Genomic DNA, 22,632 nt, shown 5'->3' on the forward strand with positions numbered 1-22,632 from the left:
GCTATCAACGGCTGAAACAACGATGGAACATTCAAAATTATCCCGACTGAACGGTAAATACTAACGATGGGTCCGGAGTGAGCGGATGCTCGGGCAGATCAGCGTCATAAGCTGAGCCATTCCGGATGGGCTGGGAGTACCAGCACCCCTGACGCTACACCCTCACCGGCCGAAAGGCGTGGTCGTGCGTGCGCTGAGGTCGAAGAAGCGTTTGTCGGGCGGCCTTCAACAAGCGGATCGCGGGCGCAGTGAGACGACGCTTCGCAAACGAGCGATGCAAGCAGCTGAGCGATAAACTAGCGATCCGGCGGTGCACTTTGCGGTCACCGCAAAGGATTTGCACGATGGCAAGACCCTTGCGTTCGGTGTTCTCACGTTCGGTGTTCTCAAACGTGTGTGGATGCCGCCGCCGGCGGGTTGGCGCTGTCGGAGAAAGTCTTCGTCATACCAGCAGCCTTAGCGCGGCGCTCTGTTGGTCCGACGTTTGGCACGAAGCTGAGCCCCACATGGCGAACGCGCACTCCAGCGCCAGCCCTATATCAGTCGGTGCGGATCAGGTCCCGTCACACCTTGCATGGCCACGGCAGCAGATTTCACGCCGAATCTTGACGGGAGTCTTGACCTGAGGTTCGGGTAGACCGCTTTCGATCCCTGAACCGCTGTCTCCAGTGGAGCTAAGGGGATTCGAACCCCTGACCTACTCGATGCGAACGAGTCGACTTGCGCGTTTGTTGCGATTGGCGGCGTTGGTTGTGGCAGTAAGTCGCTGCTCAGCGCGTTGGTGATGTTGGCGGGGTGACGACGGTTGGCGGGACTACTGCGGACGCCCTGCGGACGCCGCCACTATCTGACAGATTTTCGCGGAGAGGTGGCGGGCGCTGAGCCGTACAAGGCGGCGGTCGAGCATGACATGAGAGGGGATGTCCCCCACCCCTTCGTTGCTGTGAGCTTACTGCGCGGCGCCACGGCCACAACAAGAGCAGCAGCGATGGGATGTGACGGCACATCAGCGCCTTGGCGACGATGATTAATTGGGAGGTTGAGCAGCCGAGGTCCATACCCCGCCATCGAAGTCACGGATCGAATTCGGATCATCTGATCTGGTTACCACCCCTGCGCTAGCCCGACGATCTCGACAGGCTGTTGCACGACAGGTTCGCTAGGTGGCGGCGGCGCGGCCCTCGGCATCAATACCGCCCGCACAACCACCACGATCACCGCAATAGGCTCACCGCCGGAAAAAGAGCAACTGACAACGACGTTGCCAGCTGCAGGACTCACCTTCTCGACGGCCGTGTTGCGTTTTCAAGTCGCTCACCAAGAATGTTGCCGCCGATCCAGGTGTATGCTGCGTTTTGTTTTCAATGCATTCAGACCCACCCCATTTTGAAGGAGTGCGGGCGGTGGGGTTGTCAGCTACTCCAGCCGTACAAGGACGCGGTCAAATGTCTCACCCAGGATCTGCAAGATACGCAGTTGGTGGCTTCCCGGCGATGAGCCTGCCTAACTGGATGTCCACATGGGTAGGCGCGGCGCTGCTCACCGCGGGGTTGGTCGAAGGGCTCGTTCCCTTCTCTACTCGCAACCATATCGTCGAGCATGTCGTGGCAGTCTGCCTCGCCATCGTGGGTGGGGTGCTGCTGATCGTTGTGTTGTCCCGGCGGAATCCCGCCCTGCGGGGACAGGTTCTGCTTTCGGTCGTCTTGCTCAGCGCGGCTGCATCTCTGAGTTTGTACCCGGTGTTGTACGACTACGAGGTGTTCTTCAAAGTAGATGTCTATATATGTGCGGTGTTCTCTGTGCTGGGACTCGTGTTCGTGCTGCTGCCGTTTCGGGACCGCCGCCGGGCGACTGAGACCATCGCGAAAGGATTCGTGGCGGTTGGGGCAGTGGTTGTCGTGGCGGCCGTCGTGGAGTCCGTGATACCCCTGGCCATAATGTATGGCCCTGGCTGCCCGCACTTGCTGATCTCGGCGTTGTTCACGCATGCTTGCTCGGATTGGTTCGCGATGCCACCTCTTCACTACCTGTTTCTTGACCTCGTGATTCCCGTCGTAGTCGGTGTGGTGCTCGTGTTGGTTGGTGTGCGGACGTTGCGATCTGCGGATGGCAAAGTCACACAGCGAGCTGCCAACGCTGCCGAATGACGGCGGCACGAGGCTGTGAATTCGCTGCCGCTACTCATGAAATTGATGCACGAGACTGCGGCGCGGGCTGAGCTTTCGATCAGGTCGGGCACTTAATTCCATCGGCCGTCCAACGTCTGGGCCTAACCAGCATCGACCAGATCGTGTTGTCGTTGAGTGCCAAAGGTTTAACCACCGGCGAGATCGCCGCGAACTTCGCCGATATCTACGGTGCCACGATCAGCTAGGACACTGTCAGCCGCATCACCGACAAGGTGATCGCCGTAATGACCGATGGTGCCACCGGTCGCTGGAGCCGTGTTTCCGGCGGCTTCATCGACGTGATTCATGTCAAGATCTGCGACGGCCTGGTCGCCAACCGTCTCACTTATGTGGAGATGGGAGTCACGGTCGGTGGCGAGGCTCTCCGAGGCGGTCAACGCGGTGTGCGGCCGCGAGTTCACCGACAAATAGCGGCGCCTAGCTTTCGGCGACCATCCGGCTGTAGGAGAACACCAGGCGCAAATTCGTGCCGAGTGTGAACTAACAGTTGGCTCTGTGAATACACCCGCTGGGCGGGTCTCCATGAGAGGCTGCAGATAGGGACACAGGCATCACGCTCGACGAAGGGGCTGTCGTCGTTGCAGTCGTGCCGGTTGGCAACTTACTGCCGCCACCGCCGTATCCGACCGCTACGAAAAGTATCGCCGCACCTCCGAACAGCGCGATCGCCGTCTTAGCTTCTGATTTCATTCTCATGTCGAGTCCTTTTCGTGCCGTACCCGCAGTGTTGCACGCCAATACCTATGCTGGGTCGGGCCTTAAGCCCTCACATGCAGGGCAATAGGTCGGCGCTGCTGCTCTGTCGGTTGTGGCAACCGTGCCCGTCGGGACCCAGCCCGCCGGTATCAGTTACTCCCCCCGCCCGCCAGCATCGACTGGTGCCGAGACGACGCAATTGAATATCCCAACGCCAACCCCGAGCGGGTAGTCTCCTCGACAGTCGGCCGCCTGACGTCCTCAAGATGGACCACACCCACCAACGGCGAAACACCGTTGCCTTCGGCGTCGGACCGCGCTGCTGCCCGTCACTTCTCGGCAAGGACGCGGTACACCGTGGCACGACTCACGGCGATCCAGATTGCTGCGGACGGCTTCCGAAGGCTAATCCAAGGCGCATGCCCTGACCTGCTCAAACCTTGTGGAGCTAAGGGGATTCGAACCCCTGACCTACTCGATGCGAACGAGTCGCGCTACCAACTGCGCCATAGCCCCTGATCGCTAGCAGGCTACCAGCCGCAGGCCGAACCGCCGAACGGCCAGCCCTACTCGCCGACGGCCCGCGGCAACTCCCTCGGCCAGCCGTAGTTCCGCATCGGCATCGCGTAGTCCAGGTGCTCGAAGATCGGGTCCTCGTCGTCGATCTCCAAGACCACCGCGCCCGGGCGCCGCAGCCGCGAGGGGACCAAGTCGTAATCGCGGTCATAGGCGTTCTCCACGCCCATTCGCGCCCGCGCCATCCGCTGCATCCGGCGGCGACGCACCTTCTCCTCGATGCGGGTCTGGCGCCGCAGATAAGCCAGGTACAGCAGCGTCACGGCGGTGGCGGAGCCGCACGCCCACCAGGCGCTCGGCGAAATCTTGAACGCGGCAGTGGCCGAGCCGACGAGGACGACGGCCATCACCATCAGCACGCGCTTGCGGAATTTGTACTTTCGGGCGCTGACCGCGGCGGCGGTCTTCGCGTCGAATCGGCGGCGCCGCGAGGCGTTCCGTGGCGCCGGCGCCGGCATTTCCTCGTCGTCGTCGTCGGTTTCGGCTTCCGGCTCCAGACCCGAAGAGTCCTCGACGTATTCGTAGTCGTCGTCTTCGCCCCCGCCGTGGGCGACCACGTCGGTGTCGGAATCCTCGTCGTCCTCGTCAGCTTCGTCCTCGACTGCCTCGGCGACGCCTGCCGGGAGCGCCTGCGAGTCCTCGACGACGTCGACATCGAGGTAGTCGGGCTCGATGCGCTCCGGCGCCGCGACCTTCATGACTACCGGACGCAGCTGGCGCAGCTCGTCGGTGTCGTGGTCGTCGCCGGCTTCTTCGCCCTCATCCTCGGCAAGGTCCCGCTCCTCGTCGAGCTCGCTGTCGGCCGACTCTTCCGGCGGCTTCCAGTCGGGATCGCTGCGGTGACCGGCGGCCGGACCGCTGCGCTTGATCAGGCGGGAATTCGCGCCACCGTTGAGGACCCGGGTCGCCAGGGCCACGTCGCTGGTGCGCCGCACTGCGTCGCGTTTGCTGACGAGCATCGGCACCAAGACGAACAGCCATAGCACTACGAGCGAGATCCACAACAGTGACTGCGGAATGCTTGGCATGACGACCTGCTCTCTTCGGTTCCGATCCCCGCGAGGCCCACCGGTGGCCAGCGCGGCCGGGTCTTAGTGACCAGGACAATTACACACCTGTAATTTCCCTCCCACAAGCACCACGAGTCACTCGTGTCGCGGTAGCCACACAGCGGCCAAGCTGCTAGGGCCCAGGAAGCTAGATGCGCGGCGCGGTCAGGCCCAGCTGGCGTGCCCGCCCCGGACCAGGGTCGATGCCACCGATCCGGACACCTCTTCGGCGGTGATCGCCATCAACAGGTGGTCCCGCCACGCCTTGTCCACCTCGAGGTAGCGCTGCAACAACCCCTCTTGGCGGAAGCCCACTTTTGCCAATACGGCCCGGCTGGCGGCGTTCTCGGGCCGCACGGTGGCCTCCACGCGGTGCAGCATCACCGGGCCGAAGCAGTGGTCCAGGCCCAGCGCCAACGCCGCCGTGGCCACCCCGCCGCCGGTCGCCTCCTGCGGCACCCAATAGCCGATCCACGCCGACCGCAACGCCCCGTGGGTGACGTTGCCGATGGTCAGCTGGCCGCAGAACTGCCCGTCGAGCTCGATGACGTAGGGCAGCATGCGGCCGGCGCGGGCCTCCGCGCGCAGGCCGGAGCACAGCGCCGGCCACGCGGCGACCGTGTGCCGGCTCGTCCAATCGCCCTCCGCGCTGGGCTCCCACGGCTCGAGGTGCGCACGGTCGGCCAATCGGATGCGGCTCCACTGGGCACCGTCGCGCATCCGCACCGCCCGCAACCGGACAACTCCCGCCGGAACCCGCAGCGGCCCGACGTCCAGCGGCCATCCCGGATGACGGGCATTGGTGCGCAGGCGGTTGACGAGCGCGTTTAGTTGTCGCACTATCCGCGCTGAGCCAAGAAGGCGACGTCGACGATCTCGCCGGTGCGTATTTGTTCGGCGCCGCTGGGCACCACCACGAGGCAGTTCGCTTCGGCAAGCGTGGCCAGCAGGTGCGAGGACGCGCCGGGGGCTCCGCCCAGCGCCTGCACCAGATATTCACCGGTCTCCTGGTCGCGCATCAGCTGGCCGCGTAGGTAACCCTTGCGCCCGGCGACCGACGTGATCGGCGACAGCGTGCGCGCTTGCACGATCCGGCGCATCGGCTGCCGCTTGCCCAGCGAGAGGCGGATCAGCGGCCGCACCATCACCTCGAAGACCACCAGGGCGCTGACCGGGTTCGCGGGCAGCAGGAACGTCGGGACGCCGTCGCGGCCCAGCTGCCCGAATCCCTGGACGGACCCGGGATGCATCCCGACGCGGACGACCTCCATCTCCCCCAGATCGGAAAGGACCGACCGCACCGCCTCGGCCGCGGCGCCCCCGACGCCGCCGGCGATCACCACCACCTCGGCCCGGTTGATCTGGCCCTCGACGGTTTCGCGGAATTCTCTCGGGTTGCTGCTGACGATGCCGATGCGGTTGACCTCCGCGCCGGCATCCCGGGCCGCCGCGGCCAACGCGTAGGAGTTGACGTCATACACCTGGCCGTTGCCCGGGGTGCGTGAGATGTCGACCAGCTCGCCCCCGACGGCCATCACCGTCACCCGGGGCCGCGGATGCACCAGCACCCGTTCGCGGCCGACCGCCGCCAGTAGGCCGACCTGCGCCGCGCCGATGACCGTGCCGGCCCGCACCGCGACGTCACCGGGCTGCACATCGTCCCCGGTGCGGCGCACATACGCGCCCGACGGCGCTCCCCGCAAGATCCGCACCCGGGTGCTCCCGCCATCGGTCCAGCGCAGCGGGATGACGGCGTCGGCCAGCGTGGGTAGCGGGGCTCCCGTGTGCACGCGGGCAGCCTGCCGGGGTTGCAGGCGGCTGGGCGTGCGCGCACCGGCCTCGACGGTCCCCATCACGGGCAGGACCAGGCCCTCGCGCCGGTCTTCGTCAAGCTCCGCGTCGCCGGGTGGCTCACCCAGGCTGTCGACGCCCACCTCGCCGACGCCCAGCACGTCGACGCTACGCACCGCGTAACCGTCGATCGCGGCCTGATCGAAACCGGGCATGGGCCGCTCGGTGACTACTTCCTCGGCACACATCAATCCCTGCGCCTCGGCAATGGCCACCCGGATGGGCCGCGGAGCCACCGCGGCTGCCGTTATCCGGGCCTGCTGCTCCTCAACAGAACGCACAGCGCGCCTCTCTGCCCTCTAATGCCATGACGGGCTCTGCCCTCCATGCCCTGACGGGCGCCGTCTTGGGCCGGGCGTTATCGGCCGGCTACTTCTCGGCCAGGCCTAACCGCGCCACCAACCATCGCCGCAAATCCGGGCCGTAGTCGTCACGATCCAATGCAAAGTCAACCGCAGCCTTGAGGTAGCCGCCGGGATTTCCCAAGTCGTGTCGAGATCCGCGATGCACGACGACATGCACGGGGTGGCCCTCGGAAATGAGCAACGCGATCGCGTCGGTGAGCTGCAGTTCGCCACCCACCCCGCGGTCGACGCGGCGCAACGCGTCGAAGACGGCGCGGTCGAGCACGTAGCGGCCTGCCGCGGCAAACAGCGAAGGGGCGTCTTCGCGCTTGGGCTTCTCGACCATGCCGTTGACCTTCAGCACGTCAGGGTTGTCGTCCCCGGGTGCCGGCTCGACATCGAAAACCCCGTAGGCGCTGATCTCTTCGGGCGCAACCTCGATGGCGCACAACACCGTGCCGCCGTACTGCGCCCGCACCTTCGCCATCGTCTCCAGGACGCCGGTCGGCAACACCAGGTCGTCGGGCAACAGCACCATCACGGCGTCATCGTCGGGCGTCAGCGTGGGCTCCACGCAACTGATGGCGTGTCCCAGTCCGAGCGGCTCGGCCTGCACGACGGACTCGACCTTGATCAGTTGCGGCGCGCGCCGCACCTTGTCGAGCATCGCCTTCTTGCCGCGGGCCTCCAGCGTGCCCTCGAGGACCAGGTCCTCGACGAAATGCGCGACGACGCCGTCCTTGCCCTCGGAGGTGATGATCACCAGGCGGTCGGCTCCGGCCTCAGCGGCCTCGGCGGCTACCAGCTCGATGCCGGGGGTATCGACGACCGGCAGTAGCTCCTTGGGCACCGTTTTCGTCGCGGGCAGGAAGCGGGTACCAAGACCGGCAGCGGGCACGATCGCCGTGTGTGGGACCACCACTTTTGGGCTTGACATTGTTCACACGATAACCCGAACGCGGTTTGCCGAGTCGATGTGGCGCGGGCAAAGACCTGGCTGTCATGGTTGAGGCATGCCGACCACCAGCAAGGCCGCGTTGCGGGCGCAGCTGCAGGCGGCCCGGCGCCGCGTTGCCGACGCCGTTCGGGCCGACGAGGCGCGAATGTTGAGCGAGCACCTGGAAGCCGCAAAAAACATCGTGAGCAGCGACAACACGGTGTGCGCGTATGTGCCGGTGGGCGCCGAGCCCGGCTCGATTGAGATGCTGGAGGTGTTGCTGCGGCGGGCCGGACGGGTGCTGCTGCCGGTTGCGCGCACCACCGCCGACAACGCAACCGTGCCGTTGCGCTGGGGCGAATACCGACCCGGCACACTGACATCCGGGCGTTGGGGATTGCTGGAGCCGCCGGAACCGTGGCTACCGGCATCGGCGATCGCGGAGGCGAGCCTGATTTTGGTGCCGTCGTTGGCCGTCGACCGCTCCGGGGTGCGGTTGGGCCGGGGTCGCGGTTTCTACGATCGCTCGCTGGGCGACCGTGACCCACACGCGCGGCTGCTCGCGGTGGTGCGCGACGCGGAGTTGGTGGATGAATTGCCCGCCGAGCCGCACGACATACCGATGACGGACGCGCTCACGCCGCGGATGGGACTAACCGCTCTCAAACCGCGGTGACATATCGGGAATGAGCGACGTCACGTGGCGGTTCTAGCACTTGAGACGTTAGAGTGCTAACAGACTTTGTGATCATCCGGAGGTTTTCGTGCCGACTTACAGCTATCAGTGCACCGAGTGCGAGGATCGCTTCGACATCGTGCAGGCCTTCACCGACGATGCGCTGACCACGTGCAATCGCTGCTCCGGGCGGCTGCGCAAGCTCTTCAACTCCGTCGGCGTGGTGTTCAAGGGCAGCGGCTTCTACCGCACCGACAGCCGCGAGTCCGGAAAGAAGTCGACGAGTTCTACCAATGGGTCCTCGTCGAGCGACTCGGGATCGAGCTCGGCATCCAGCGAGAAGTCCGGATCGAGCGAGAAGTCCGGATCCAGCGAGAAGTCGAGCAGCAGCTCCACGGCGTCCACCGCGGCCGCCTCGAGCTAACGGGCTATCCACAGTCGCATTTGCGCCCGCATCCGCCGCTGACCGCGGTGCGCTTACCGTTGCGGCGTGGGCGAATCATCGCTGAATCCCAGCCTGTTCAGCCGCCTTTTAATGCTGCGTCCGGATTGGACCCGGACCGTGCTGGCGCGGCGAGTCGCCGCGGGCGGGCTTGTCGTGTTGGCCGGCCTGGCTGCGCTGCGCTCCAACCCGGCCGGTGACTACGCCGAGGTGGTGGTCGCCGATCATGACCTGCGGCCCGGAGCCGCATTGACCCCGGCCGATGTTCGTCTCGAAAAGCGTTTGGCCGCAACCGTTCCCGATGGGTCACTGGCCGACGTGAGCGCCGTGGCCGGTTCGACGCTGGCCGGACCGACGCGGCGCGGCGAGGTGCTCACCGACGTGCGGTTGCTGGGCAGCCGGCTGGCCGAGGCCGCAATCGCGTCGAAGGCGGGGCCCGGGGCCCGGATCGTGCCGCTGCGCCTGGCCGACAGCGCCCTGGTCGACCTCGTCCGCGTCGGCGACGTCGTCGACGTGCTGGCCGCACCGGCAACCGGGTCGGCGGAGACGCCCCAGGCCGTCCCCAAGGTGGTGGCCACCGACGCCGTCGTGGTGCTCGTGTCGGCCAAGCCAAAGGTCCAGGCCGGGGACGGCGACCGCGTAGTGTTGGTTGCGCTGCCGGCTCGCGTGGCGAACTCGGTGGCGGGCTTGGCGCTGGGTCAGGTGGTGACGCTCACCCTGCACTGAGTGCCTCGCCACTGCTGGCCACCCAGCCGACAGCAAACTCTGTCCAATCCCAGGAAGGACATCTGAATGTTCAAAGGGTTCAAGGAGTTTCTCTCGCGGGGCAACATCGTCGACCTAGCTGTCGCGGTGGTCATCGGTACTGCCTTCACCGCGCTGGTCACCAAGTTCACCGACAGCATCATCACGCCGCTGATCAACCGGATCGGCGTCAAGCAGCAATCCAATGTCGGCGCCTTGAAGATCAGCATCGGCGGCGGTCAGACCATCGACTTGAACGTTCTGCTGTCGGCCGCGATCAACTTCGTGCTCATCGCCGCGGTCGTTTACTTCTTCGTCGTGCTGCCCTACAACACGCTGCGCAAGCGTGGTGAGGTCGAACAGGCGGACGACGCCCAGATCGTTCTGCTCACCGATATCCGCGACCTTCTCGCCCAGACCAACGGAGACTCGTCCGGCAAGCACGGTGGAGTAAGCACGACGCCCCCGCCCGAGCACGGCCCGCGCGCCGACGCCGAGTCACAGTGACGCGCGCCTAGATCTCCAGGCTCGACAGCTGCCCGATGATCTGAGCGGCCAGCGGGTTCAGCGTCGCCATTCCGTCGCGCACCGCATAACGGGAACCGGCCAGGTTCACCACCAACGTGCTTCCGGACACCCCGGCCAGGCCGCGTGACAATCCGGCGTCGATGATGCCCGCGGACAGCCCCGAGCCCCGAATGGCCTCGGCGATGCCGAGGATTTCGCGGTCCAGAATCTCGCGGGTGGCCTCGGGGGTGACGTCGCGCGGCGTGACACCCGTCCCGCCGACGGAGACCACCAGGTCCACCCCGCCGATCACCGCGGTATTGAGCGCGTTGCGGATCTCGACCTCGTCCGCCGCGACCGCAACCACACCGTCGACGACGAATCCCGCCTCGGTCAGCAGCTCGGTAACCAACGGCCCACTGTGGTCCTCGTCCCCATGAGCGGTGCGATCGTCCACCACCACGACCAGGGCCCGGCCAACTACCAACTCCGCACCCGTTTCCATGGGTGCCACCGTATAACCGAGCTCCGACAATCCCGCCGACGAGGGTTCTTCGACTCGCATTACTGATCCGCCTTCCCCAGGGTCACCGGCACGGTACGGCTGCCACCACCAGCGGGATCCTGGAAGGTCAGCGAAATCTTGTCGCCTGGCGCCCTGGACCGCACGGCCGCAACCAGGGCGTCGGCGCTGCTGATAGGGCGGTCGTCGACCTTGGTGACGACCACATTCTTGGGCACTCCGGCTGTCGAGGCCGCACCACCCGGCACGACGTCGACGACCTTGGCGCCCGGGGAACCCTTGTCGTTCGTCACCTGCACACCGAGCGAGGCGTGGGAGGCCTTGCCGCTGCTGATCAGTTCGTCGGCGATGCGCTTGGCCTGATCGACCGGGATCGCGAACCCGAGCCCGATCGAACCGCTCTGGGCGTCCGGCGAGTCGGCACCCAGGGTGGCAATGGCCGAGTTCACACCCACCAGCTGGCCGTTCATATTCACCAGCGCGCCGCCGGAGTTACCGGGGTTGATGGCGGCATCTGTCTGGATCGCGTCGAGGACGGTGTTCTGGTTGCCCGACTCACCGGTGGTGGACACCGGCCGATTCAGTGCACTGACGATCCCGGTGGTCACCGTGCCCGACAGACCGAGCGGCGACCCGATGGCCACCACCGGTTGGCCGACGCGCAGATCCGACGAGGACCCCAGGGAAATCGGGGTGAGGCCCGAGACGCCCTGCACGCGGATCACGGCGATGTCACTGGTCGGGTCGGCACCGAGGACCGTGAACGGTGCGGTGCGGCCGTCGGCGAAGGTCACCGTGGTCTTCGGAGCCGGACCACCCGGACCGCCAGGGGGAGCGCCGGGCGGGCCGCCGGGGGGAGCACCACCGGGAGCCCCGGGGGCCTTCGGCGGCCCCGCGGCCGCCGCGACCACGTGGTTGTTGGTGAGGATGAGCCCATCGGTGGACAGGATGATGCCGGAGCCCTCTTCAGACTGGCGGCCCAGATCCGTCTCCAGCATGACGACGCTGGGCACCACCTTGGAGGCAACCTGTTCAACGCTGCCCGGCGGCATGTTCGCCGCCGGGACGCTGGGCGCGGCTCCGCCGATGACGCTGTGCCCTTTGCCGTTGGTGGTGTGCGTGCCCAGCTCGACGGCCGTCGCCGCGGCTCCGCCTATGCCGGCAGACACCACCGCGATGGCCAGTGCGCCGACGGCCAACAGCCCTGAGCGGGGCCGTTTTTGGGGGCCGGGCGGCGGCATCGGCGGCAGCATGCCGGGAATCGGTCCCGTCCCGGAGCCTCCGGGCATTGGACCTACCCCGGTTCCGCCCGGTATCCGGCCGGGACCGGTGCCGCTGTATGGGTCGTAAGGCTGCCGGAATTGGGTTGTCTGCGATTGATGCCGCCAGTCGAATGGCTGGCTATACGGTTGCTGAGGCCCCTGGCCGTAAGCAGAGGTCCCCGGATGGCTCGGGGCGGATGCAGGCTGATTCGGCGCGGGACGGTATCCCGGCTGCTGCGGCGGTGGCGAATACCTCGGGTCATTCGTCATGGCGCTGGGTCGCACTTCCTCTATCTCAGTATTCGGCTGGATTGGGCTCTTCAACAGTAGCTGCAGACTTACCTTGCCCGCGCGGACTGAGAGTCCGCTGAGATAACGTTCGCCGGTTCCCGAGAGTTCGACTGGTCGCCGGCCACGGGGACCGTGGGGTCGGTGCCGGTCTCTTCCTCGGCTTCCTCGGCGTTCCCGGCGGCGGGTGTCGGATACGTCGAGGGCGGCATCGGCCGGCCGGGCAGCAGAACGTAAAACGAGCTCCCCGGCGGCTGTCCGCCAGGCACGGTGTCCTCGACACGAAGCAATCCACCGTGATTCAGCACGACCTTCTTGACGATCGCCAGCCCAAGTCCGGAACCCGGCATGGCACGTGCGGTCGTCGAACGGTAGAACCGCTCGAACACCAGGCGGCGTTCGTGCGGCGGAATGCCGGGGCCGTGGTCGGACACCACCAACTCTGCGTGCGACGGGTCCAGTTGCCGCATGGTGATGCCGACATGGCCGCCCGGCGGGCTCCACTTGGCCGCGTTGTCCAACAGGTTCAGCACCGCGCGCGACAGCCCGGCGGCGTCGCCGTACATCTGCCAAGGCGTCATTTCGACGTCGAAGTGAATGTCGTTGCGGCGCCGCCTGACTCGCTCCAGGCTGCGATCGACCACCTCGGACATGTCGACCGGTTCGTGCACCACCTGGCCGGCGTCGTCCCGGGTGAGGTCCACCAGATCGCCTACCAGCGTGGACAGTTCCTCGATCTGCGCCAGCACGTCGGCGCGGAGCTCGACCATCTCCTGCTCCGGCAGCCGCGGCGCCCCCGGTTCCATCGAAGCCATCAGCAACTCGACGTTGGTGCGCAGCGACGTCAGCGGGGTACGCAATTCGTGCCCGGCGTCGGTGACCAGCCGCGCCTGCCGCTCGCGGGACTCGGCCAGCGCGCGCAGCATCAAGTTGAATGCCTCGGTGAGCCTGGCCAATTCGTCGCTGCCGAACACCGGAATGGGCCGCAGGTCGTCGGTGCGCGCCACCCGTTCGGCCGCTTCGGTCAGGCGAGCCACCGGACGTAGCCCCGCCCTGGTGACCATGCCGCCCGCCACCGCGGCGACCGCGACGCCGATGCCACCGACGATCAGCAGCACCCAGCGCAGCTTGGTCATCACCGCCTCGGTCGGTTTGAGGCTCTTGGAGATCAACAGCGAACAGCCGTTGGGCAGGTGGATGGCCAAGACTCGTTGATCCATGGCGGTGCGCCGGGACATGAACAAATCACCGCGGATCACCGCCTTTTCGGGCGCGCCGACCGGCAGCGTCTGACCCGGCTGCTGCGCGGTGTAGATCGCGTGACCCGGGTTCACCAGCATCGCGTTGACGTCCGAATAGGCGGTGCCTTCGATGGCCTTCCCGGGGTCGGCGGCCAGTGAACCGCTGGCGATCAGCAGCTGCGCCCGGCTTTGCAGCTGGTTGTCGATATCGCTATACAGCGCAGCCGAAATCACCGCATACACGGCGAACGCCATCAACACGACGACCATCGCCACCATCGACATCGCCAGCAGCATGACGCGCCACCGCAGGGACAACGAGCTGGTGGCGCGCAGCGGCACGCGTTGGGGCCGTTGGTACCGGATCATCGTCGATTGTGACTCGTCACGGCGGTGTCTCCCGAAGGACGTAGCCCACGCCGCGCACCGTGTGGATCAGTCGTGGCTCACCGTCGGCCTCGGTCTTGCGGCGCAGATAGCCGACGTAGACCTCCAGCGCGTTACCCGAGGTGGGGAAGTCGAATCCCCACACCTCCTCCAAAATCCGGCTGCGGGTGAGCACGCGGCGCGGATTGGCGATCAACATTTCCAGCAACGCGAATTCGGTGCGCGTCAGGCTGATTTGGCGTTGCCCGCGAGTGACTTCACGGGTCACCGGGTCCAAGGTCAGGTCGGAGAACGTCATGGCCACCGATTCGGCGTCATCATCCGGCTTGGTGCGGCGCAGCAGCGCCCGCATCCGGGCCAGCAGTTCTTCCAGGGCGAACGGCTTCGGCAGGTAGTCATCCGCGCCGGCGTCCAGCCCGGCGACCCGCTCGGACACCGAATCGCGGGCGGTGAGCACCAGGATCGGCAGGTCGTCGCCGGTACTGCGGAGCTGACGGCAGACCTCGAGGCCGTCCAGTCGCGGCATCATCACATCGAGGACGAGCGCGTCGGGCCGGTCGCTGGCGATCATGTCGAGCGCCTCCAGCCCGTCATGGGCCAACTCGACCGAGTAGCCATTGAAGGAAAGCGACCGGCGCAGCGACTCACGCACTGCCCGATCGTCGTCGACGACCAGTATCCGCACGGGCTTAGTGTCGTCCCGACGCCTGAGAGCGGGCTGAGAGGCGCGCCGGGTGTTTGCCGAGATTCGCCCGGCGACGATGCGGGGCGAAAGCCCTGAGGAGGAGTCGGGCAATTGCTAACGCGGGAAACTAACGCCGGTCGAGATCGATCAGACCGAGGCGGGCGGCCTTGAGCAGCCGGCGGGGCACCTTGTGCTTCTGGCCTGCGACCGTCACCCCGACGAGCTCCGTCTTGGTGGCCTTCCACTGCGCGCGACGGCTACGGGTGTTCGCGCGCGACATCCTGCGCTTGGGTACGGCCATGGTCGGGCCTAACTCCTCGTGTCGGGGCCTAGCTGGAGGCTAGTCGGGCATGTCGCGGGGGGTGGCCCGTGGGGCCGAACGTGCGACGATTGCTATCAGGATAGTCGGTGGCCCGCTGCTCACCAAAACGACGCCCGTCGGCGCCGAGATTGCCGTCACGGCTGAGATTGGGCGACGTCAACGACCACGGCGGCAGCCTCGGGGCGGGAGGCGAGCGGGCGTCCTTGACGTGACACCGGCGCGACCCGCTAACCTACCGGTTGGTTGGTTGGTTTGCGCTCACCGGTGCATCGCAGATTGGAGGACAGCATGGCCTCTGCTCCTGGTCGCGACGCTGTCCGGATCGCGAACTGCTCCGGTTTCTACGGCGACCGGCTATCGGCGATGCGCGAGATGCTCACCGGCGGAGACCTGGACTACCTCACCGGCGACTACCTGGCCGAACTGACCATGCTGATCCTCGGCCGCGACCGCATGAAGCATCCCGAGCGGGGCTACGCGAAGACCTTCCTGACCCAACTCGAGGACTGCCTGGGCGAGGCCCGGGACCGCGGCGTTCGCATCGTCGCCAACGCCGGCGGCCTTAACCCTGCCGGGCTGGCCGACGCGATACGCGCCCTGGCCGAGCGCCTCGGCATCCCGGCCCGGGTCGCCCACGTCGAAGGGGACGACCTGCTGGCGCGCGCCGCCGAACTGGGGCTGGGCGCGCCCCTGACGGCGAACGCCTACCTGGGCGCGTGGGGCATCGTCGATTGCCTGGGCGCCGGCGCCGACGTAGTCGTCACCGGCCGGGTCACCGACGCCTCGGTGATCGTCGGGGCGGCCGCAGCGCACTTCGGCTGGGGGCGCGCCGACTACAACCAGCTCGCCGGCGCGGTGGTCGCCGGCCATGTCATCGAGTGCGGCGTGCAGGCCACCGGCGGCAACTACTCCTTCTTTACGGAGATTTTGGAGTCCTCCGGCCTCCTCCACGCCGGTTTCCCGCTGGCCGAGGTCCACGCCGACGGCTCATCGGTGATCACCAAGCACCAGGGCACCGGCGGCCTGGTCAGCGTCGACACCGTCACCGCGCAGCTGCTCTACGAGATCACCGGCGCCCGCTATGCCAACCCCGACGTCACCGCGCGGATGGACACCGTCAAGCTGTCCGCCGAGGGTCCCGACCGGGTGCGCATCAGCGGCGTGCTCGGCGAACCGCCGCCGCCCACGTACAAGGTGTCGCTGAACAGCATCGGCGGATTCCGCAATTCCATGACTTTCGTGCTGACCGGTCTGGACATCGAGGCCAAGGCCGACTTGATGCGCCGGCAGCTCGAGGCCGCGCTGACCGTCAAGCCCGCGGAGCTGCAGTGGTCACTGGCCCGCACCGACCACACCGACGCCGACACCGAGGAAGCCGCCAGCGCGCTGCTGCACTGCGTGGTCCGCGACCCCGACCCTGCGAACGTCGGGCGCCAGTTCTCTTCGGCCGCCGTGGAATTGGCGCTCGCCAGTTATCCGGGCTTTCACGTGACCGCCCCCCCGGGCGACGGTCAGGTCTACGGCGTGTTCACCCCGGGCTACGTCGACGCCAAGGAGGTGCCGCATGTGGCGGTGCACGCCGACGGCGCCCGCACCGACATCCCTTGCGCTACTGAGACTTTGGAGTTAGCACCGGCCGATCCCCCGCCATTGCCGGAGCCGCTTCCCGCCGGCCCGGTACGCAGGGTGCCGCTGGGCCGCATCGCCGGGGCCCGCAGCGGCGACAAGGGCGGCTCGGCCAACGTCGGGGTCTGGGTCCGCACCGACGAACAATGGCGCTGGCTGGCCAACACGCTGACCGTCGAGCTGCTCAAGGAGCTGCTGCCCGAAGCGGCGGAGTTCGACGTCACCCGCCACGTGTTACCGAACCTGCGCGCGGTCAACTTCGTCATCGACGGCATCCTGGGCCAGGGCGTCGCCTATCAGGCACGTTTCGATCCGCAGGCCAAGGGTCTGGGTGAATGGCTGCGCGGCCGGTACGTCGACATCCCCGAAAGGCTCTTATGAATCTGTGGACGACGCCGGAGCGCGAACAGCTGCGAAAGACGGTGCGCTCCTTCACCGAACGCGAGATCCTGCCCCACGCCGACGAGTGGGAGCGCATCGGCGAGTTGCCGCGCGACTTGCACCGGCGCGCCGGGTCGGCCGGCCTGCTGGGCGCGGGCTTTCCCGAGGCGGTCGGCGGGGGAGGCGGTGACGGCGCGGATGCGGTGATCATCTGCGAAGAGGTGCACCAGGCCGGCGCTCCGGGAGGGGTCTTCGCGTCGCTGTTCACCTGCGGCATCGCGGTGCCGCACATGATCGCGTCCGGCGACCAGCGGCTGATCGAAGAGTTCGTGAGGCCGACGTTGGCCGGCGACAAGATTGGCGCGCTCGCCATCACCGAGCCGGGCGGCGGCTCGGACGTCGGGCACCTACGAACGTCGGCGGTGCTGGACGGGGACCACTACGTGGTCAACGGCGCCAAGACCTACATCACCTCGGGGGTCCGCGCCGACTACGTCGTCACGGCGGTGCGCACCGGCGGTCCCGGGGCGGCGGGCGTTTCGTTACTCGTGATCGAGAAGGGCACACCGGGTTTCGAGGTGAGCCGTAAGCTGGCCAAAATGGGCTGGAGGTCCTCGGACACCGCCGAGCTGTCCTTCGACGACGCGCGGGTGCCGGCGGACAATCTGGTCGGCGCCGAGAACAGTGGATTCCTGCAGATCGCGCAGGCCTTCGTCTCAGAGCGCATCGGACTTGCCGCGCAGGCCTATGCGAGCGCACAGCGGTGTCTCGACCTGACGGTGCAGTGGTGTCGCGACCGGGAAACGTTCGGCCGGCCGCTGATCTCGCGGCAGTCGGTACAGAACACGCTGGCCGAGATGGCCCGTCGCATCGACGTCGCCCGGGTCTACTCCCGCAATGTGGTGGAGCGTCAGCTGGCCGGCGAGACCAACCTGATCGCCGAGGTGTGTTTCGCCAAGAACACCGCCGTCGAGGCCGGCGAATGGGTGGCCAACGAAGCCGTCCAGCTGTTCGGCGGCATGGGCTACATGGCTGAATCCGAAGTCGAACGCCAGTACCGCGACATGCGGATCCTGGGCATCGGCGGCGGAACGACGGAAATCCTGACCTCACTGGCCGCGAAAACCCTTGGATTCCAATCATGACCGTGCTGCAGTCCACCCTTGACGCGACGTCCCCCACCTACACCGACGCGGCGTCGACGGCAACCACCAGGCTCGAGGAGATCGACGCCGAACTCGCCAAAGCGCTTGCGGGCGGCGGCCCCAAGTATGTCGAGCGCCATCACGGCCGCGGCAAGCTGACCGCCCGGGAACGCATCGAGCTGCTCGTCGACCCCGACTCTCCGTTCCTGGAGCTCAGCCCGCTCGCGGCGTGGGGCAGCGCCTTCACGGTCGGCGCCAGCACAGTCACCGGGATAGGCGTGGTGTCGGGCGTGGAATGCCTGATCGTCGCCAACGACCCGACGGTCAAGGGCGGCACCAGCAACCCGTGGACGCTGCGGAAGATATTGCGGGCCAACCAGATCGCCTTCGAGAACAGGCTGCCCGTCATTTCGCTGGTGGAATCCGGCGGGGCGGACCTGCCCACCCAGAAAGAAATCTTCATCCCCGGCGGGCAGATGTTCCGCGACCTGACCCGCCTGTCGGCGGCCGGCATTCCCACCATTGCCCTGGTTTTCGGTAACTCCACCGCCGGTGGCGCCTACATCCCCGGCATGTCCGACCACGTCGTGATGATCAAAGAACGTTCGAAGGTGTTCCTGGCCGGTCCCCCGCTGGTGAAGATGGCCACCGGCGAAGAATCCGACGACGAATCACTGGGCGGCGCCGAAATGCACGCCCGGACATCGGGTTTGGCCGACTACTTCGCCGCCGACGAGCTCGACGCCATCCGCATCGGGCGCCGCATCGTGGCCCGGCTGAACTGGCGCAAAGAGGGCCCCGCGCCCGGGCCGGTCACCGACCCACTGTTCGACGCCGAGGAGCTCATCGGCATCGTGCCGGCGGACCTGCGCATCCCGTTCGACCCGCGCGAGGTGATCGCCCGCATTGTCGACGGCTCCGAATTCGACGAATTCAAGACCATGTACGGCTCCTCGCTGGTCACCGGCTGGGCCCGCCTGCACGGCTACCCCCTGGGCATCCTGGCCAACGCGCGCGGCGTGCTGTTCAGCGAGGAGTCGCAAAAGGCCACCCAGTTCATTCAGCTGGCCAACCGCTCCAACACGCCACTGTTGTTCCTGCACAACACCACCGGCTACATGGTGGGTAAGGACTACGAAGAGGGCGGGATGATCAAGCACGGCTCGATGATGATCAACGCCGTCTCCAATTCGACCGTCCCGCACATCTCGCTGTTGATCGGCGCCTCTTACGGCGCCGGCCACTACGGCATGTGCGGCCGAGCCTACGACCCGAGGTTCCTGTTCGCCTGGCCCAGCGCCAAATCCGCGGTGATGGGCGGTGCCCAGCTTGCGGGTGTCTTGTCGATCGTCGCCCGGGCCGCCGCCGAGGCCCGCGGCCAGCAGGTCGACGAGGAGGCCGACGCCGCGATGCGGGCGGCCGTCGAGGGGCAGATCGAAGCCGAGTCGTTGCCGCTGGTGCTGTCCGGGATGCTTTACGACGACGGGGTGATCGACCCGCGCGACACCCGAACCGTGTTGGGAATGTGTTTGTCCGCCATCGCCAATGGCCCGATCAAGGGGACGTCGAACTTCGGCGTCTTCCGGATGTGAGCCCCATGGTCACTCGAGTGTTGGTCGCCAACCGGGGCGAGATCGCCCGACGAGTCTTCGCCACCTGCCGACGGCTGGGCCTGGGCACCGTGGCCGTCTACACCGACCCGGACGGCGCCGCGCCGCACGTCGCCGAGGCCGACGCCCGGGTGCGGCTGCCCAAGACCAACGACTATCTCAACGCCGAGGCGATCATCGCGGCCGCCCGCGCGGCGGGTGCCGACGCGGTCCACCCCGGCTACGGGTTTCTCTCGGAGAACGCCGAATTCGCGGCCGCCGTGCAGGGCGCGGGCCTGACGTGGATCGGGCCGCCGGTGGACGCGGTGCGGGCGATGGGCTCCAAGATCGAATCCAAGAAGCTGATGGCCGCCGCGGGTGTTCCCGTGCTCGATGAACTCGACCCCGACACGGTCACCCAGGCGCAGCTGCCCGTGCTCGTCAAGGCGTCCGCCGGCGGCGGCGGCCGCGGGATGCGGGTGGTGCGCGAATTGTCCGCTCTCGCCGACGAAGTGGAGGCGGCCCGGCGCGAGGCGCAGTCCGCGTTCGGCGACCCGACCGTGTTCTGCGAGCGCTACCTGCCGACCGGGCATCACATCGAGGTGCAGGTCATGGCCGACACCCACGGCACCGTCTGGGCCGTCGGTGAACGGGAATGCTCCATCCAGCGCCGGCACCAGAAGATCATCGAGGAAGCCCCGTCCCCCTTGGTCGAGCGCACACCGGGCATGCGGGACAAGCTGTTCGACGCGGCCCGGCTGGCCGCCGGAGCGATCGGCTACACGGGCGCCGGGACGGTCGAGTTCCTCGCCGACGATGACGGCGAGTTCTACTTCCTGGAGATGAACACCCGGCTGCAGGTCGAGCACCCGGTGACCGAGGAGACCACTGGGGTCGACCTCGTTGAACTACAACTCGCCGTCGCGGACGGCCATCGGCTCGACACCGAACCCCCCGCCGCTCAAGGGCATTCGATCGAGGCCCGGCTCTACGCGGAGGACCCCGCCCAGGGCTGGCAGCCGCAGGCCGGCCGCGTGCACAGGGTCGAAGTGCCGGGCGTCCAGTCGCAGTTCCGCACGCTGGGACACCGGACCGGCATTCGAGTCGATTCGGGCATCGTCGCTGGTTCCACGGTGTCCATTCACTACGATCCGATGCTGGCCAAGGTCATCTCGTATGGGCCGATGCGCCGGCATGCGGCGCTGGTGCTCGCCGACGCGCTCGCCCGCACCCGGCTGCACGGCGTGCGCACCAACCGTGAGCTACTGGTCAACGTGCTGCGCCACCCCGCGTTCCTCGAGGGCGCCACCGACACCGCGTTTTTCGACACGCACGGGTTGGAGAACCTGTCGGCCCCCCTGGCCGACACCGCCACCGTCCGGTTGTCCGCGATCGCCGCCGCGCTCGCCGACGCCGCACATAACCGCGCGGCCGCCCCCGTCCTGGGCTCGTTGCCCAGCGGCTGGCGCAACCTGGCGTCCGGCTACCAGGTGAAGAGCTACCGCGACGCCGATGGTAGCGAGCATCGAGTCGAATACCGCTTTACCAGAGCGGGATTGCTGCTTACCGGCCCCAACGTTACTGAGCCGGTCCAGCTGGTCTCGGCCGCGCCGGACGAGGTCGTGCTGGCCGACGACTCCGGGGTGGCGTGCGCCTTTGCGGTCGCGCGATACGGTGACGACGTCTACGTCGACTCGGCGCGCGGGCCCGTCCACCTGGTCGCTCTGCCGCGTTTCCCGGAGCCGGGTTCGGCCCTCGAACAGGGTTCGCTGGTAGCGCCCATGCCGGGCAACGTGATCCGGATCGGCGCCGCGGTCGGCGAGACCGTCGACGCCGGCCAGGCGTTGATCTGGCTCGAGGCGATGAAGATGGAGCACACCATCACCGCGCCGACCGAGGGCGTGCTCGTCGAACTCAACGTCCAGACCGGCCAGCAAGTCGAAGTGGGCACCGTCCTAGCGCGCGTCGAAGCGCCCCAAGCAGAAGGAGATTCTTAAATGACCGACACCAGCTTTATCGAGAGCGAGGAGCGGCAGGCCCTGCGCAAGTCCGTGGCCGCGTGGGCCGCCAACTACGGCAGCGAGTACTACCTGCGGAAGGCCCGCGCGCACGAGCACACCGACGAATTGTGGTCGGAGGCGGGCAAGCTCGGCTTCCTGGGGGTCAACCTGCCCGAGGAGTACGGCGGTGGTGGCGCCGGTATGTACGAACTGTCGCTAGTGATGGAGGAGATGGCGGCGGCGGGCAGCGCGCTGCTGCTGATGGTGGTGTCGCCGGCGATCAACGGCACCATAATCAGCAAGTTCGGCACCCAAGAACAGAAGAAGCGCTGGATTCCCGGCATCGCCGACGGAACCCTGACGATGGCCTTCGCCATCACCGAACCGGACGCCGGCTCCAACTCGCACAAGATCACCACAACCGCGCGCCGCGACGGCAGCGACTGGATCCTCAAGGGCCAGAAGGTCTACATCTCCGGTATCGACCAAGCGCAGGCCGTCCTGGTGGTGGGCCGCACCGAGGAGGCCAAGACCGGAAAACTGCGCCCGGCACTGTTTGTGGTGCCCACCGACGCCCCCGGATTCACCTATACGCCAATCGAAATGGAGCTGATCAGCCCCGAACGGCAGTTCCAGGTCTTCCTCGATGACGTTCGGCTGCCGGCCGATGCGCTCGTCGGTTCCGAGGACGCCGCGATCGCGCAGCTCTTCGCCGGGCTGAACCCCGAGCGAATCATGGGCGCCGCCAGCTCGGTCGGCATGGGGCGGTTCGCTCTCGAGAAGGCCGCCGACTACGTCAAGACCCGCCAGGTGTGGGGCACGCCGATCGGCGCGCACCAAGGACTGTCGCATCCCTTGGCGCAGTGCCACATCGAGGTGCAACTGGCCAAGCTGATGATGCAGAAGGCCGCCACGCTCTACGACAGCGGCGACGATGCGGGCGCGGCGGAGGCTGCCAACATGGCCAAATACGCTGCGGCCGAAGCGGCTACCCGTTCGGTCGACCAGGCCGTGCAGTCGATGGGCGGCAACGGGCTGACCAAGGAGTACGGCGTCGCCGCCATGCTCACCTCGGCCAGGCTCGGGCGGATCGCCCCGGTCAGCCGCGAGATGGTGCTCAACTTCGTGGCGCAGACATCACTGGGCCTGCCCAGAAGCTACTGAGGCCCTGC

Annotated in this window: 19 protein-coding genes, 1 tRNA gene and 1 pseudogene; 11 read left to right on the forward strand and 10 right to left on the reverse strand. The window is 67.1% G+C overall.

Translation table 11 applies throughout. The features are described from left to right. Positions 1 to 1,493 precede the first annotated feature (1,493 nt). Positions 1,494 to 2,147 carry a hypothetical protein gene (locus tag AWC17_RS13130; protein WP_046183713.1) on the forward strand — a complete coding sequence of 218 codons (654 nt, stop codon included), beginning with the start codon at positions 1,494 to 1,496 and terminating at the stop codon, positions 2,145 to 2,147. 122 nt (positions 2,148 to 2,269) lie between these two features. Beyond that, a pseudogene (locus AWC17_RS34180) lies at positions 2,270 to 2,548 on the forward strand (transposase); the annotation flags it as partial. 780 nt (positions 2,549 to 3,328) lie between these two features. Here the strand turns inward: AWC17_RS34180 and AWC17_RS13140 are convergent. From AWC17_RS13140 to AWC17_RS13160, 5 genes are all read right to left on the reverse strand, one after another. Then, positions 3,329 to 3,401 (reverse strand) — tRNA-Ala (locus tag AWC17_RS13140). 50 nt (positions 3,402 to 3,451) lie between these two features. Next, the gene (sepX, locus tag AWC17_RS13145) at positions 3,452 to 4,489 is read right to left on the reverse strand and encodes a divisome protein SepX/GlpR (RefSeq protein WP_046183715.1); all 1,038 of its coding nucleotides are present in this window, start codon (positions 4,487 to 4,489) and stop codon (positions 3,452 to 3,454) included. 186 nt (positions 4,490 to 4,675) lie between these two features. After that, complete coding sequence (locus tag AWC17_RS13150) at positions 4,676 to 5,350, reverse strand: GNAT family N-acetyltransferase (protein ID WP_197089813.1); 675 nt, start codon at positions 5,348 to 5,350, stop codon at positions 4,676 to 4,678. Beyond that, positions 5,350 to 6,642, reverse strand: coding sequence for a molybdotransferase-like divisome protein Glp (gene glp / locus AWC17_RS13155; RefSeq protein ID WP_047323778.1), 1,293 nt, complete (start codon positions 6,640 to 6,642; stop codon positions 5,350 to 5,352). Before glp ends, AWC17_RS13150 begins: the two co-directional genes overlap by 1 nt. A gap of 88 nt (positions 6,643 to 6,730) precedes the next feature. Next, a complete protein-coding gene (locus AWC17_RS13160) occupies positions 6,731 to 7,642 on the reverse strand; it encodes a UTP--glucose-1-phosphate uridylyltransferase (RefSeq protein WP_046186238.1) in 912 nt (303 codons plus the stop codon). Positions 7,643 to 7,718: 76 nt separating this feature from the next. Between AWC17_RS13160 and AWC17_RS13165 the strand changes: the two genes are divergently transcribed. From AWC17_RS13165 to mscL, 4 genes are all read left to right on the forward strand, one after another. Further along, positions 7,719 to 8,318 carry a 5-formyltetrahydrofolate cyclo-ligase gene (locus AWC17_RS13165; RefSeq protein WP_046186239.1) on the forward strand — a complete coding sequence of 200 codons (600 nt, stop codon included), beginning with the start codon at positions 7,719 to 7,721 and terminating at the stop codon, positions 8,316 to 8,318. An 88-nt stretch (positions 8,319 to 8,406) separates the two neighbouring features. Further along, a complete protein-coding gene (locus tag AWC17_RS13170; RefSeq protein ID WP_082123171.1) occupies positions 8,407 to 8,742 on the forward strand; it encodes an FmdB family zinc ribbon protein in 336 nt (111 codons plus the stop codon). A 66-nt stretch (positions 8,743 to 8,808) separates the two neighbouring features. Continuing rightward, entirely contained in the window at positions 8,809 to 9,486 is a 678-nt protein-coding gene (locus AWC17_RS13175; RefSeq protein ID WP_046186240.1) for an SAF domain-containing protein, read from the forward strand. Between the two features lie 66 nt (positions 9,487 to 9,552). Beyond that, the gene (gene mscL, locus AWC17_RS13180) at positions 9,553 to 10,011 is read left to right on the forward strand and encodes a large-conductance mechanosensitive channel protein MscL (RefSeq protein ID WP_046186241.1); all 459 of its coding nucleotides are present in this window, start codon (positions 9,553 to 9,555) and stop codon (positions 10,009 to 10,011) included. Between the two features lie 7 nt (positions 10,012 to 10,018). Here mscL and AWC17_RS13185 read toward each other — a convergent pair whose 3' ends face one another. The 5 genes from AWC17_RS13185 to rpmF form a co-directional block, all read right to left on the reverse strand. Then, positions 10,019 to 10,576, reverse strand: coding sequence for a MogA/MoaB family molybdenum cofactor biosynthesis protein (locus AWC17_RS13185; RefSeq protein WP_046186242.1), 558 nt, complete (start codon positions 10,574 to 10,576; stop codon positions 10,019 to 10,021). After that, positions 10,576 to 12,066, reverse strand: a complete 1,491-nt coding sequence (locus AWC17_RS13190; RefSeq protein WP_047323779.1) for a S1C family serine protease — start codon at positions 12,064 to 12,066, stop codon at positions 10,576 to 10,578. The genes AWC17_RS13185 and AWC17_RS13190 overlap by 1 nt, the downstream gene beginning before the upstream one ends. Before the next feature lie 68 nt (positions 12,067 to 12,134). After that, positions 12,135 to 13,694 carry a HAMP domain-containing sensor histidine kinase gene (locus tag AWC17_RS13200; protein WP_046186544.1) on the reverse strand — a complete coding sequence of 520 codons (1,560 nt, stop codon included), beginning with the start codon at positions 13,692 to 13,694 and terminating at the stop codon, positions 12,135 to 12,137. A gap of 16 nt (positions 13,695 to 13,710) precedes the next feature. After that, positions 13,711 to 14,397, reverse strand: coding sequence for a two-component system response regulator MprA (gene mprA, locus AWC17_RS13205; protein WP_046186545.1), 687 nt, complete (start codon positions 14,395 to 14,397; stop codon positions 13,711 to 13,713). A 127-nt stretch (positions 14,398 to 14,524) separates the two neighbouring features. After that, a complete protein-coding gene (gene rpmF / locus AWC17_RS13210; RefSeq protein ID WP_007168835.1) occupies positions 14,525 to 14,698 on the reverse strand; it encodes a 50S ribosomal protein L32 in 174 nt (57 codons plus the stop codon). Between the two features lie 309 nt (positions 14,699 to 15,007). Here rpmF and AWC17_RS13215 point away from each other — a divergent pair, with 309 nt between their 5' ends. Genes AWC17_RS13215 through AWC17_RS13235 form a run of 5 tightly spaced genes read left to right on the forward strand, consistent with a single transcriptional unit; the run spans position 15,008 to position 22,624 of the window. Continuing rightward, positions 15,008 to 16,726: an acyclic terpene utilization AtuA family protein gene (locus AWC17_RS13215; protein WP_047323780.1), complete on the forward strand. Its 1,719-nt coding sequence runs from the start codon at positions 15,008 to 15,010 to the stop codon at positions 16,724 to 16,726. After that, the gene (locus AWC17_RS13220; RefSeq protein ID WP_046186175.1) at positions 16,723 to 17,871 is read left to right on the forward strand and encodes an acyl-CoA dehydrogenase family protein; all 1,149 of its coding nucleotides are present in this window, start codon (positions 16,723 to 16,725) and stop codon (positions 17,869 to 17,871) included. The genes AWC17_RS13215 and AWC17_RS13220 overlap by 4 nt, the downstream gene beginning before the upstream one ends. Before the next feature lie 2 nt (positions 17,872 to 17,873). Next, the gene (locus AWC17_RS13225; RefSeq protein WP_197083491.1) at positions 17,874 to 19,463 is read left to right on the forward strand and encodes an acyl-CoA carboxylase subunit beta; all 1,590 of its coding nucleotides are present in this window, start codon (positions 17,874 to 17,876) and stop codon (positions 19,461 to 19,463) included. A gap of 5 nt (positions 19,464 to 19,468) precedes the next feature. Next, positions 19,469 to 21,457: an ATP-binding protein gene (locus AWC17_RS13230; RefSeq protein ID WP_046186177.1), complete on the forward strand. Its 1,989-nt coding sequence runs from the start codon at positions 19,469 to 19,471 to the stop codon at positions 21,455 to 21,457. After that, positions 21,458 to 22,624 carry an acyl-CoA dehydrogenase family protein gene (locus AWC17_RS13235; protein WP_046186178.1) on the forward strand — a complete coding sequence of 389 codons (1,167 nt, stop codon included), beginning with the start codon at positions 21,458 to 21,460 and terminating at the stop codon, positions 22,622 to 22,624. Positions 22,625 to 22,632 lie beyond the last annotated feature (8 nt).

It is taken from the genome of Mycobacterium nebraskense (assembly GCF_002102255.1).
Classification (GTDB): Bacteria; Actinomycetota; Actinomycetes; order Mycobacteriales; family Mycobacteriaceae; genus Mycobacterium; species Mycobacterium nebraskense.